Here is a 12538-nt window from a genome sequence, read left to right as displayed (position 1 = left end):
GCACTGGCCGCGCACTGCCAGGTGACCGGGAGCCTCGCCGTCCGGCTCGGGCTCGACGGCCGGGTCGCGGACTGCCTGGCCCAGACCTTCACCCGCTGGGACGGGCGTGGTGTGCCCCGCGGCGTCGGCGGCACCGGCATCGACCTGGCGACCCGGCTGGTCCAGCTCGTCGACGTCGCCGAGGTGCACCACCGCCGGAACGGGGCCGGGGCGGCACTCGCCGCGCTGGCGCTGCGCCGGGGATCGGCGCTGGACCCCGGGCTGGTCGACGAGTTCGCCCGCTCCGGCCCGGCCGTCCTCGACGCGTTGCCCGGGGAGTCGAGCTGGGACGAGCTCGTCGCCGCCGACCCGTCGCCGAGCCCTCTGGACGACACCGGCCTGGACGCCGCACTGGAGGCGATCGCGGACTTCGTCGACCTCAAGTCGCCGTGGTTCACGGGGCACTCCCGCGGGGTCGCCGACCTCGCCGCGGACGCCGCCCGCCGGGCCGGACTCCCCGCCGACGACGTCCGGACCCTGCGTCGCGCCGGGCTGGTGCACGACCTCGGCCGCTCCGGGGTACCGAACACGATCTGGGACAAGCCGGGGCTGCTGACCTCCGCCGAACGCGACCGGATGGAGCTGCACGGCTACTACACCGACCGGATGCTGCGACGCGTCCCGGCGCTGGCCGCGGCCCGTGAGGTCGCGGCGCTGGTGCACGAGCGGCTCGACGGGTCCGGCTACCACCGCGGTCTGCCGGGCGCCGCGATCGGTCCGGCCGCCCGGCTGCTGGGGGCGGCCGACTGCTTCCACGCCATGGTCGAGGCGCGCCCGCACCGGGCCGGTCGCTCGCCCGGCGCCGCGGCGGCGGGGCTGCGCGCCGAGGCCCGCGCCGGGCGCCTGGACCCGGACTCCGTCGAGACGGTCCTCGGCGCCGCCGGACAGCCGACCCGGCGCCCGGCGGGCCGCGCCACCGGGGCCCCGGCCGGGCTCACCCCACGCGAGACCGAGGTGCTGGTGCTGCTGGCCCGCGCCGCGAGCACCCGGCGGATCGCCCGCGAGCTGGGCATCACCCCGAAGACGGCAGGCAACCACATCGAGCGGATCTACCTCAAGATCGGCGCGAACACCCGGGCCGCGGCGGCGCTGTTCGCGATGCAGCACGGCCTGCTGCGCACCCTCGACGCCATCGGTCCATGAGGAGAACTCCCCACGATCTACGCCCCGCGGGTTCATAGCGTCATCCCTGCTCCCGACGCCGGGGGCCGAGGAGCGGAGGACACGATGAGCAACCGGGCAGTGGTCAACCTGGCGACCGGGCTGGAGGACGCGGAGCGCGTGACGGTCGCGTTCCTGGCCGCCGTCGCGGCGGCCGAGCAGGGGCGTCCGACAATGATGTTCCTGAGCAAGGAGGCCGTGCGCCTCGCCGTTCCCGGGGTCGCCGTCGCGACCGCCTGCGACGGGTGCCCGACACTGCCCGAGCTGCTCGACCGCTACCGGGACGCAGGCGGGCGCTATCTGGTCTGCCCGATCTGCGTACAGGCCAAGAAGCTCGACTCCGGCACCATGATCGACGGTGCCGAGCTCGGCGGCACCGTGCCGCTGTGGAACTGGATCGGCGACGGGGCAGCGACGACGTTCAGCTTCTGATCCGGTTGTCGGAGCGCGTAGCCGGGTATCACGGAGATCGTGGAGTACACGAAGCTCGGAACCACCGGAATGGACGTCTCCCGGATCTGCCTCGGCTGTATGAGCTACGGCGCGCCGGACCGCGGCGGGCACCCCTGGTCGCTGGACTACGACGAGGCGCTGCCGTTCTTCCGCCAGGCCGTAGAGGGCGGGATCAACTTCTTCGACACCGCCGACATCTACTCGGACGGCACCAGCGAGGAGATCACCGGCCGGGCGTTGCGCGAGCTCACCGACCGGGACGAGGTCGTGATCGCGACCAAGGTGTTCATGCCGCTGCGCAAGGGCCCGAACCGCGGCGGGCTGTCCCGCAAGGCGATCATGCAGGGGATCGACAACAGCCTGACCCGCCTGGGCGTCGACCACGTCGACCTCTACCAGATCCACCGCTGGGACTACGAGACGCCGATCGAGGAGACGCTCGAGGCGCTGCACGACGTCGTGAAGGCGGGCAAGGCCCGCTACCTCGGGGCGTCGTCGATGTGGTCCTGGCAGTTCGCCCAGGCTCTCGCGCTGCAGGAGCACCACGGATGGTCGCGGTTCGTGACGATGCAGAACCACTACAACCTGCTCTACCGCGAGGAGGAGCGGGAGATGCTGCCGCTGTGCGCCGACGCCGGCATCGGCTCGATCCCGTGGAGCCCGCTCGCGCGCGGGCGCCTGACCCGGGACTGGGACACCTCGACCGCCCGCGCCGAGACCGACGACTTCGGCAAGAGCCTCTACCGCGACACCGACCGCCGGATCGTCGACACGGTCGCCGAGATCGCCGACAAGCGCGGCGTCACCCGGGCGCAGGTGGCACTGTCCTGGGTCGCGAACCGGCCCGCGGTCAGCGCTCCGATCGTCGGGGCGACGAAGGAGCACCACCTCACCGACGCGCTGTCCGCGCTCGACGTCGAGCTCGACGACACCGAGACCGCGGCGCTGGAGGAGCACTACGAGACCCGAGAGCCGGTCGGGCACCGGTAGCCACCACGTTCTGGGGCCTCGTGGTCGTGGTTCGTGCCGCATGTGCGTGGGTAGTCATGCGTGCATGCAGTCGAACCGGAGGTTCTGAGAGCACATGAGCACGATGCGCGCGATCCAGGTGGCGAAGGCCGGCGGAGACCTCGAACTGGTCGAGCGGGAGGTGCCGCAGCCCGGGCCCGGCGAGGTCCGGATCCGGGTGCGGGCCTGCGGTGTCTGCCACAGCGACATGTGGGCCAAGGAGGGCGCGCTGCCGATCACGCCGTACCCGATCATTCCCGGTCACGAGATCGCCGGGACGGTCGACGAGGTCGGCGACGGCGTGCTGGGCCCGTGGCGGCGAGGCGACGAGGTGGGCGTCGGATGGTTCGGCGGCGCCTGCTACCACTGCGCCCGCTGCCGTCGCGGGGACTTCATCACCTGCGAGAACGCGAAGATCCCCGGCATCTCCTTCGACGGCGGCTACGCCGAGTACGTGGTGGTCCCCGCGGACGCGCTGGCCCGGATGCCGGATGGACTGTCGCCCGCCGAGGCGGCGCCGCTGCTGTGCGCCGGCGTGACCACGTTCCACGCGCTGCGCGAGAGCCCGGCCCGCCCGGGCGACCGGGTCGCGGTGCTGGGCGTCGGCGGCCTCGGCCACCTGGGGATCCAGTTCGCCGCGAAGATGGGCATGGAGGTCGTCGCGATCTCGCGCGGCACCGCAAAGGCCGACCTGGCGCGGAAGCTCGGCGCCCACCACCACATCGACAGCGAGGCCACCGACGCCGGTCAGGCACTGGCCGAGATGGGCGGGGCCACCGTCGTGCTGGCCACCGCGACCAGCGGCGCGGCGGCGAGCGCGCTGCTGCCCGGTCTGGCCGCGCGCGGGCAGATGATCGTCGTCGGCGCCGCCGAGGATCCGCTGCAGGTCCCGGCCACGGCGCTGATCATGCCGGCGGCGGGGGTCTCCGGGCACCCGTCCGGTACGTCGCAGGACTCGGAGGACACGCTGCGGTTCTCGGATCTGACCGGCGTCCGGCCGATGATCGAGACGATGCCGCTGGAGAAGGCCGCCGAGGCCTACGACCGGATGATGGCCAACGACGCCCGCTTCCGGATGGTGCTCACCACGGAGTGAGCGCTCTACCGCCGGACGCTGACGTGCACGTGGTCGAAGTGCCCGCCGGTGGCGTCGGTCGGGTCGTAGACCCCGCCGCCGTTGTACGGGCGGCCCCACCCGTCGGTGTCGCCGGTTCCCCGGTACCAGATCCGGCCCTGCCAGATCACGTACCGCACGCCCAGGTCGGACGCGTTGTCCCGGAGCCAGTTCGCCACGGCCCAGCCGCTCGCGAGCTCCTCGCCCTCGGGGAAGGTGCCGGAGCGGGTCGGGAAGAAGTCGCAGGCCCGCCCGGCCGGGTGGTCGCTGCTCGGGTTCCAGGCGTGCTCGGACCAGCACGTGGCGGCCCGGACCGGCGCGTCCCGGCCGGGCTCGCCGAACTGCGCCAGGGTGCGGTCGTACACCGCGCGCGCGGTGGGGGTGAGACAGCCCGCCCTACCCGGGAGGGACACGGACGTCGTCGGGTCGTCGACGGTGCACGCCTCCGGCGGGCGCGGGTTCAGCGCCTCGGAGATCGAGAAGCCCCGCGAGTCCGCGACCACGGCGACGACGCCGGCGAGCACCGCGAACGCGAGCAGCACACCCACGACGGGCAGGGCTCGAGTGCGCACGCGCCACGTCCGTTCGCCGGGATCAGGACCCGATCAACGTACGACGACGACCGGGCGTTCCCGTTCCCGGCCGCCCGTCATCCCCGGCCGCCCGTCATCCCCGGCGCGGGAGCCACTCCCGTGCCGACGCGCCCCGCGCGACGAGCACCGGGTCGTAGCGGCCCGGCGTCGCCGACATCCGCACCTGCTCGGTGACGCCCTGGTAGGCGCCGAGAGTGGTGGCGGCGGTGAAGGTCTCCGGGTCGAGGTAGCGGTGCGCCTCGGCGGAGCCCGCGGTCGTGTGCGCCCACTCCCGGTCGAAGATCCCCAGCGAGAGGATCCACAGCGCGACGCGGGTCAGCGACACGTGCACGTGGTACGACCCGCCCTCGACGGCCCGGCGCCGCAGCGCCGCCACGACGCCGGCCTGCGCGAGCCACGGGACGATGTAGTCGTTCACGACCATGATCGGCGGCAGCCGCGGTTCCCCGGCGGTGCCCTCCAGCAGCATCATTCCGCTCACCGACCCGGCCGACTGGTCGAAGCCCGGCCGCCCGGCCCACGGCCCGTCCCGGCCGTGCAGCGACACCGTGACGTACACCAGGCCGGGCCGTTCCGCGGCGGCGTCGTCCGGGGTCAGGCCGATCTCGGACAGGAACGCCGGGCGGCGGTTGTGGAAGAACACGTCCGTCCCGCGCAGGAGCTCGCAGAGCGCACCCCGGTCGCGGCGCGGGTCCAGCCAGGACGAGCGCATCCCGACGTTGGCCGAGGCGTAGGTGGTCTCGTGCTCGGTCTCGCCGGGACGCCACAGGTTCAGCACGTCCGCGCCGTGCAGGGCGAACGACCGCCCGAAGCCGGCCCCGGCGATCACGTGCCCCATCCCGAGCGCCCGTAGCCCGGAGAACGGCTGCTCGCCGGCGTCGGGCAGCGGCTCGGGGGCCGAGTCGCCGATCCTGGTGACCTCGATCAGCGGCAGGTCGGCGAGGACGTCGCGGTACTGCTGCGTCTGCAGCATCTCCGGCAGCGTGCGCAGCATCGGCATCACCACGCCCGCGTCGGACGCGGCGTCCTCCAGCTCGGAGGCCTTCCAGCCGGCGATCGCCTCGGTGACCGCGGGTCTGGTCAGCGGCACGCCGAGCAGGTCCTGCGCGCGTTGGCGCAGGCCCGGGTACATGTTCTGCGGCATCACCCAGCGGCCGTCGGCGCACCGGAAGAACGAGAACGCCATCGCGTTGCCGGTCTCCACCGTGGAGGTGACCGGGTAGTCGCCGAGGCGTTCCCAGGTGCGGTCGTAGAACGGGCACAGCCGGTGCGGGGCGCGGCGCAGGTCGATGCCGATGTCCTGGCCGGGGCCGCCGCGGTCGCGGTGCAGCGCGGCCGCGGCGACCGACTTCACCGCGAGCCCGATCGCCGCCGCGCCACCGACCCGGATCGTGCTCGCGACGATCGGGTCCGCGCCGCTGAACTCCACGTCACCGCCGGCGTCGGCGGCGGAGAGCCCGACGCCGCCGAGCACCGTGTCCAGCTCGGCGTGCGGGTCGAACCCGTCGGCGGTCCGCAGCGGGAACGCCGCGGCGTGCTGCAGTCGGTCGGTCAACGGGCTCACTCGCGCCTCCGCGGTCGGGGTCGGGCGTCGGGGTGTCGGGGTGTCGGGTGTCGATCGTGCCCCTGGCCGTCCGGTCCGGCATGCCGGACCCCGGTGTGGAGCCAGGGTTCGGCTGTCGTTCTCGACGCGGCCGTGCCGGGAGGCCCGAGTTTCGGCACGATGAGTCCGGACGGACGTCGATGATCGGGAGGCGACATGGTGGCATCGCGCGCGACACGGCCGGGGAGCACGACGACCGGCCGGTACCTGCTGGTCCTGGGGGACGCGCTCCTGGGCGACGACGACTCCGCCGCCCGCACCGCGGTGCAGGAGCTGACCGGCCTGGGGGAGGTGACCAGCACCCGGGACGCGCCGGGGCCGTCCGGGGCGGGCGGTACCCGGCCGACGCTGTTCTCCCGGCTCGGGGTGGCGGTCGCCGACCTGACCTCCGAGCAGCTGCGCACGGCGCGTGCCGACCGACGGCTCGTCGGGGTCGAGCCGGAGCGGGTGCAGTACGCGATCGGCGGCCCGCTGTCCGAGGCGTACCTGCGCGGGTTCTCCGACGCCGCGAGGTTCCTGCACGAGCAGGCCGCGGGCGCGGGAGCCGGTGCCGGGACGGTGGGTGCCGCGCAGTTCGGTGACACCGACAAGCTGACCTGGGGACTGCAGGCGACCGGCGTCGCCGAGTCCCCGGAGACCGGCAAGGGGGTCACCGTGGCGGTGCTCGACACCGGTCTCGACCTGACCCACCCCGACTTCGCCGGACGCCCGATCGAGTCCCGGTCGTTCGTGGACGGCCAGCCGGTGCAGGACGTGCAGGGCCACGGCACGCACACCGCCGGCACCACCGCGGGTCCGCTCGCGCCCGGCACCGGCCGCCGCTACGGCGTGGCGCACGAGGCCACGCTGCTGATCGGCAAGGTCCTCGGCGACGACGGCTCCGGCAGCGACGCCGGCATCCTCGAGGGCATCGAGTGGGCGATCACCAGCGGTGCGCGGGTGATCTCGATGTCGCTGGGCTCGGACGTCAACGAGGTCTCGGCGGCCTACGAGAACGTCGGGCGCCGTGCGCTCGAGGCCGGCTCGCTGATCGTCGCCGCCGCGGGCAACAACGCCGAGCGCAGTACCGGCAACGTCGGCTTCGTCGGGATCCCGGCGAACAGCCCGTCGGTGATGGCGGTCGCCGCGGTGGACAGCGCGCTGGCGATCGCGGACTTCTCCGCCGCGAGCTCCGCCGTCGAGGGCGGCCAGATCGACATCGCCGGTCCGGGCGTGGACGTCTACTCGAGCTGGCCGATGCCGCAGGCCACGAACACGATCTCCGGCACCTCCATGGCGACGCCGCACGTCGCGGGCATCGCCGCGCTGTGGTCGCAGCGCACCGGGGCCACCGGCCAGCAGCTCTGGGCCCAGCTGGTGCAGGCCGCGCAGCGGCTCCCGCTGTCCTCGGGCGACGTCGGGTCCGGGCTCGTCCGCGCACCCGGCGCCTGAGGCGACGCCGTGTCCGAGAAGGTCACGATCTCGATCGCCGACGGCCACCTCGACCGGATCGACGAGGTCGTCGCCCGGCTCGAGCAGGCCGGGGTGCAGGTCGAGAAGGTGCTGCGCGGGGTCGGGGTGGTGATCGGGTCGGTCGAGGAGTCCGGTATGCGGGCCCTCGGCGTGCTCGACGGGGTCGGTTCCGTGGAGCCCGACCGCACCGTGCAGCTCCCGCCGCCCGACTCCGACGTGCAGTAGCCCGCCCGGTAGGAGCCGCCCGGTAGGAACCGCTCAGTAGTACGCGCAGGCCGGGTTCGCCGGGTCGGTCACGCAGATCGCGGGGACGCCCGTGTCCGACGACGAGGAACTGGTCAGAGAGCCGAACGGCGAGGTCGAGAACGCATCGCGGAGCTGCATGTACTTGACCCCGCCGTAGACCACGAACGCGAGGAAGACGAGGCTCGCCAGCGACACGAGGACGTAGGTGACGACCCGCAGCGCGGTCATCGCGCCCGAGTCGCGCGCGACCACGGTCGTCACGAGGGCGGGCGCGGACCGGGCCTGCGATGGGCCCGGCTGCACCAGGTCCCGGACGTGGGTCGGCCGCGGCTGTCCCGCGTCCTGGCGGGCGGGCGGGGACGGCTCCCGGGTCACCTGCGGGTTCGGACGCGGCAGCTGCGGATACGCCTGCGCGGCATCCGGGGACGCGTCGGTGTCGCGCTGACGCGGCACCGGTGACGGCACCCGGGTGGCCACCGGCCCTTCGGCGGGGTGTCCGTGGCGGGGGGTCGCGACCTCGGACGCCGTCTCGTCACCGGACCCGCGCCTGCGCTGCACGGTGGTCGGCCAGGGCTGGGATTCGGTCACGGTGTGCCTCCGATCGGTCTGCGTGCGGGCCTGCCGCCCATGACACCGGTCCCCGGACCTGCGGTGTTAGCGCGAACGGCCGGACTCCACCCGTCGTGATGAACCTGCTTCCGGTCCCCGCCCGGGACGTGTAGGCGGTTCAGCGCGTGTAGATGCCGGTCGTGATAGCCCTTCTCCCCGACGGCGCGGGCCAGCGGGCCGCGCGGGTCGCCGGTGGTGGCGATCAGCTCCATCGCCGTGTGCACGTCGTGACGCGGGGTCCAGCCGAGGTCGGTGCGGGCCCGTTCGTTGACGTAGACGCGGTCCAGGCGTGCGAACATCCGCCAGCCGCGCTCGTCGAGGAACCGCGCCAGCTCCGGCACCCGGAGCGTGACGACGGCCGGGGCGTCGCGGCCGAGCTCGGGGAGGTCGTCGCGGGCGAACGGGGTGGTGGCACTGACGATGTAGCGCCCGAAGCCCAGCTCCGGTGCCCGCGCGGCGGCGAGCAGGTGCGCGTCGACGACGTCGCCGAGCTCCACCCGCCGGTACAGGTACTCGACGAGCTTGAGGTTCGCGTCCGACCAGGCCGCGCGCACGTCGTCGCGGTCGTCGCCCTCCGGGAAGAACCGCGACGTCCGCAGCACGACCACCGGCAGGCCGAGGTCGCGGGCGGCCAGCTCGCACAGGTCCTCGGCCGCGGTCTTCGTGGCGCCGTAGACGTTGCGGACGACCGGAGCCACGTCCTCGGTGACCCACGCCGCGGGCGCGCCCGGCGGCGGGGACAGCGCCCGCCCGAACGCGCTGGTGCTGCTGGTGAACACCAGGCCCGTCACCCCGGCCGCCGCCGACTCCTCCAGCAGCGCGAGCGTCCCGGTGACGTTGACGTCGACGAACGCCTGCCGCCCGTGCGAGCCGACGTGCGGCTTGTGCAACGTGGCGGTGTGCAGCACGTGGGTCACCCCGTCCAGCGCCCGCCGCACGACGTCCCGGTCGGTGATCGACCCGACCACCGACGTCCACGGCGAGTCCAGCAGGTCCAGCCCGACGACGTCCTCGCCCCGTTCCCGCAGCGTGCGGACCAGCCCCTCGCCGAGGTGCCCCGAGCTGCCGGTGACCAGGAAACGCGTCATACCCGCGACCCGACCACCCGCCGGTGTGCCGGGCAACGGGGTTTCGTTCACTCCGGGCCGAGCAGCTCCCGCAGCTCACCGACCGCGCGGCGCAGCTCGTCGGCGAACGACGTCATCTGCCCGGCGACGGCCTCCGGCGTGCTCAGGTGCACGTGCAGGCGGTCCGGGAGGAGCACGTAGGCGACGCCGATGCACTGCTCGCTGGTCGAGCCGAAGCCGAAGTACCGGATGTGCGTCGACGGCGCCGAGCTCGTCGACAGGTAGTCCGAGCGCATGACCGCCCAGCCGGGGGAGTCGAACAGCGCCATCGGCTCGGTCACCCCCAGCCCGGCGCCGCGGCGCTCCCGGATCAGGTCGAGCTCCCACAGGTGCTGCTCGGGCGCGTCGCCCGCCTGGCACTGCCTGGCCCGGGCCCCGTGCGCGGCGGCGGCCGCGCGGAACGCCTCCCGACGGGTGCCGGCGTCGGTACCGGGGCTCTGCATCGCCTCGACGAACGCGAGCACCTCGGGCGTCACCACCCGCATGGCCTCGGTGCGCCCTCCCCGGAACTGGCGGGTGGCGATCGACTCGTAGGTCGCCCCGGTCAGCCCCCGGGCCCGGCGGTGCGCGAGCTGGTAAGCCATCTGCACGAACGCGTCCGGGGAGCTGCCCAGCGACTTGGCCGTCTCCGCGCCGAAGTCGTCGAACGTCAGCACGGTGGTGGCGGTCGCGGCGAGGAACGCGTCGAAGTCCTCGGCGGCGGCGCGGACGTCGGCGCGCAGCGCGTCGTCGAGGACGAACTCCACCGGCGTGACGGCCGGCTCGCCCTGCCCGTGCGCCCCGACCCGCTCGGCGTGCGCGGAGACGGGCTCGCCGAGCATCGCGTCGACCAGCGTCAGGATCGTGGTGCCGTCGAGCAGGCAGTGCTCCACGTTGATCCCCGCGGTCCCGTCGGCCAGCACGACGAACGAGACGGCCTTGTCGAACCAGCGGTTGCCGCTGTCGCCGGCCAGCATCGTCCGGCAGACCGCCTGGTCGCGGGTGTCGCCCTCGCCGGTGGGCGTCACGTCGTCGAGGTCCACGCAGAACAGCGCGCGCTCGACCACGTCGATGGCCCCGGCGTTCGCCGGGTCCAGGGCGGCCAGCGCGGCGCGGGTCGCGGCCCACTCGGCGCGGGCCTTCGTGGTCAGCGAGCCGACCGACTCCTCGACCGGCGCCCGGTCGGTCGCGGCGGAGAGCACGGTGCGCATCCCGGCCGCGATCTCGTCGACGGTGTGCGGGAGCCCGTCGGACCCGAGCACGTCCATCCGGTACATCCGGCCGCGGGAGAGAACGACGATGTGGCGCTCGGCGGACCGGCCCGGCCACTCGGGCGAGTACGGCGTGCGGACCGTGTCCTGCGGTGCCCCGGGGATCCGGGTGGTGGAGAACAGGTGCTTGCTCTGCTCCATCGACTGCGGTGCGCCGCGGGCGAGCAGGGGAGGGAACGACTCGTCGTCGAGCTGTGCCTTGTGCCCCAGCGCGGCCATCGTCAGCTCCGCGGCGCGGGTCGGCTGGTCGGAGCCGTTGTCGCCGAAGAGGAAGAAGAAGTTCGCGTTCAGGGCGATCCGGTCCCGGCGGCCGAGGTAGCGGCGCGGCCAGAACTCGTCGAGCCAGCTCGCGACGTCGTCGCCGGCGGCGAAGCGCGCGAGGTCGGCCTGCAGCGTTCGGGCGGGGCCCTCCGGCGCCAGGAGCTCGTCGGTCGCGGCCCTGGTCGCCGCCAGCTGCTCCTCGTCGAGGAGCGGGGCGCACCACTCGAGGAACCGGGCGGCGCTGTCCTCGAGCGTGGGCAGCGGCACCTGCGGCAGCCGGTCGTCGTTGCCGAACGTGGCGGTGGAGACGTCGGTGTCGGTCACGACGCCTAGTCCATCAGCTCGTCGACGCGCACGTCACGGGGGCGGGCGTGGACGTCGGTCACCCGCCCGAACAGCTGACGGGTGCGGGCGGGTGAGCCCACCACCCCGGGACGCTCGCTGTAGGAGAAGATCGCGCTGTGCCGGTCGGTGGGCCCGGCGACCTCGGTGACCCGGTGCAGCGAGTACCGGCCGCGGAACAGCTGCAGATCGCCGGGGCGCAGCGTGATCCGCCGTGTGAGCTGCTCACCCCGCCCGGCCAGCACCGCCGCCACGTCGCCGGGGTTCTCGGCTCCCGCGCCGCGGATGTCCGGGCAGTACTCGAACACGCCGCCGGACTCCGGTGCCTGGGTGAGCAGGCTGATCGCGAACTCGTTGGTGTCGAAGTGCCAGGGGTGCGACCGGCCGTCCGCCACGACGTTGAGGCACAGCCCGGCCAGCGGGTCGGCGAGCTCGTGCAGCTGCGGCAGCCCGAAGCAGGCGGCGAGGAACGCCTGGAGGCCCGGGTCGGCGTAGAGGCGCTGGATCGCCGCGGAGCCCGGGATGCGGTCGCGGGCGACGAACGCGTTGCCCCGCTCGAAGCGCACCCGTGCGGGGTGCCCGTCCGGCAGCGAGTCGTCGACCGTCTCGGTGTTGTAGACGTTGACCGTGCGGGTCTCGGTGTAGGCCAGCGGCGCGACGGCACGGCCCTCCGCCCGCAGCCGGTCGAGCCAGGACTCCCGGACGAACCCCGGCAGCACGGCGCACCCGCCGGCGGCGAGCGAGTCCCGGGCACCGGCGACGGCCGCGGACCACGTTCGGCCGCAGGGATCGCCGATCGGATAACGCTCGGTGTCCACGACGTCGGCGGTGCCGAATTGCGGAGGCAATTCCGGCGAGGAATCAGCCGCACTCTCGAAGTCCGTCACAGGCACGGTGCTCACCGCGCTCCTCTCCCGGTCGGGGTCGTCGCCCCGACATTCAAACCGGGCGGCGTCACCGATGTCCATGCGTGACAGTGCCTTCGACATGCCGCCCGCGCCCGGTGGTGTCCGCCGCCCGCGCCGACGTCGCAGCTCACGGCCGTTGCTGCCGGCCCGACGGCGGATTCGGTCCGTCCTCGCGTGCGACGGTCCGGAGCGGTCCGGGTGCGGGGGCGTCCGGGCCGGAGCCGGCTCGGCGCCGGACGCGTCCGACGTGCGGGAATTGCGCTGCCGACGCCTTCCGTGAACGCCATTGCGGGTGTTCGAGTTTCTCCGCGGAATCCGACTTCGGAAAAGTCAGGAATGCGGTTTTCACTCGTTCGGGTGACAACCTCGTGC

At 73.8% G+C, this 12538-nt stretch carries 12 protein-coding genes; 6 read left to right on the top strand and 6 right to left on the bottom strand.

All coding sequences use genetic code 11. The features are described from left to right. From I4I78_RS22295 to I4I78_RS22280, 4 genes are all read left to right on the top strand, one after another. Positions 1-1182 (top strand): HD domain-containing phosphohydrolase (locus I4I78_RS22295; protein WP_218613413.1); only part of this gene is annotated, 1182 nt, incomplete at its 5' end. 84 nt (positions 1183-1266) lie between these two features. Continuing rightward, positions 1267-1632, top strand: a complete 366-nt coding sequence (locus tag I4I78_RS22290; RefSeq protein ID WP_218613412.1) for a DsrE family protein — start codon at positions 1267-1269, stop codon at positions 1630-1632. Between the two features lie 39 nt (positions 1633-1671). Then, positions 1672-2643, top strand: a complete 972-nt coding sequence (locus I4I78_RS22285) for an aldo/keto reductase (RefSeq protein ID WP_218613411.1) — start codon at positions 1672-1674, stop codon at positions 2641-2643. Positions 2644-2737: 94 nt separating this feature from the next. Next, positions 2738-3757, top strand: a complete 1020-nt coding sequence (locus I4I78_RS22280) for an alcohol dehydrogenase (protein WP_226380224.1) — start codon at positions 2738-2740, stop codon at positions 3755-3757. A 5-nt stretch (positions 3758-3762) separates the two neighbouring features. On the opposite strand, the gene I4I78_RS22275 is transcribed toward I4I78_RS22280, so the two are convergent. Together I4I78_RS22275 and I4I78_RS22270 are read right to left on the bottom strand one after the other, a co-directional pair. Beyond that, positions 3763-4347 carry a hypothetical protein gene (locus tag I4I78_RS22275; RefSeq protein ID WP_218613410.1) on the bottom strand — a complete coding sequence of 195 codons (585 nt, stop codon included), beginning with the start codon at positions 4345-4347 and terminating at the stop codon, positions 3763-3765. Positions 4348-4441: 94 nt separating this feature from the next. After that, positions 4442-5932 (bottom strand): CoA transferase, encoded by a 1491-nt coding sequence (locus I4I78_RS22270; protein ID WP_218613409.1) that lies wholly within the window; start codon positions 5930-5932, stop codon positions 4442-4444. 195 nt (positions 5933-6127) lie between these two features. On the opposite strand from I4I78_RS22270, the gene I4I78_RS22265 reads away from it, so the two are divergent. Both I4I78_RS22265 and I4I78_RS22260 read left to right on the top strand, forming a co-directional pair. Then, positions 6128-7402, top strand: coding sequence for a S8 family serine peptidase (locus I4I78_RS22265; RefSeq protein ID WP_218613408.1), 1275 nt, complete (start codon positions 6128-6130; stop codon positions 7400-7402). 9 nt (positions 7403-7411) lie between these two features. Continuing rightward, positions 7412-7648: a hypothetical protein gene (locus I4I78_RS22260; protein WP_218613407.1), complete on the top strand. Its 237-nt coding sequence runs from the start codon at positions 7412-7414 to the stop codon at positions 7646-7648. A 33-nt stretch (positions 7649-7681) separates the two neighbouring features. Here the strand turns inward: I4I78_RS22260 and I4I78_RS22255 are convergent, their stop codons facing one another. From I4I78_RS22255 to I4I78_RS22240, 4 genes are read right to left on the bottom strand one after another with little or no spacing between them, the layout of a single operon-like run. Further along, positions 7682-8257 carry a hypothetical protein gene (locus tag I4I78_RS22255; protein ID WP_218613406.1) on the bottom strand — a complete coding sequence of 192 codons (576 nt, stop codon included), beginning with the start codon at positions 8255-8257 and terminating at the stop codon, positions 7682-7684. Further along, on the bottom strand, positions 8254-9366 hold the full coding sequence (locus I4I78_RS22250) for an NAD(P)-dependent oxidoreductase (RefSeq protein ID WP_226380223.1): 1113 nt from the start codon (positions 9364-9366) through the stop codon (positions 8254-8256). The genes I4I78_RS22255 and I4I78_RS22250 overlap by 4 nt, the downstream gene beginning before the upstream one ends. A 47-nt stretch (positions 9367-9413) precedes the next feature. Next, the gene (locus I4I78_RS22245) at positions 9414-11240 is read right to left on the bottom strand and encodes a choline/carnitine O-acyltransferase (RefSeq protein WP_218613405.1); all 1827 of its coding nucleotides are present in this window, start codon (positions 11238-11240) and stop codon (positions 9414-9416) included. 5 nt (positions 11241-11245) lie between these two features. Next, positions 11246-12076 (bottom strand): arpA protein, encoded by an 831-nt coding sequence (locus I4I78_RS22240; RefSeq protein ID WP_308252291.1) that lies wholly within the window; start codon positions 12074-12076, stop codon positions 11246-11248. Between the last annotated feature and the right edge of the window lie 462 nt (positions 12077-12538).

Origin of the sequence: Pseudonocardia sp. KRD291 (genome assembly GCF_019263595.1) — a bacterium.
In the GTDB taxonomy this organism is placed as follows: domain Bacteria; phylum Actinomycetota; class Actinomycetes; order Mycobacteriales; family Pseudonocardiaceae; genus Pseudonocardia.
This window is presented reverse-complemented; position numbering and strand designations above follow the sequence as displayed.

Coding starts and splice junctions, on each gene's coding strand:
- I4I78_RS22250 (WP_226380223.1), bottom strand. CDS start 9,366: ATGACGCGTTTCCTGGTCACCGGCAGCTCGGGGCACCTCGGCGAGGGG.
- I4I78_RS22280 (WP_226380224.1), top strand. CDS start 2,738: ATGAGCACGATGCGCGCGATCCAGGTGGCGAAGGCCGGCGGAGACCTC.
- I4I78_RS22265 (WP_218613408.1), top strand. CDS start 6,128: ATGGTGGCATCGCGCGCGACACGGCCGGGGAGCACGACGACCGGCCGG.
- I4I78_RS22290 (WP_218613412.1), top strand. CDS start 1,267: ATGAGCAACCGGGCAGTGGTCAACCTGGCGACCGGGCTGGAGGACGCG.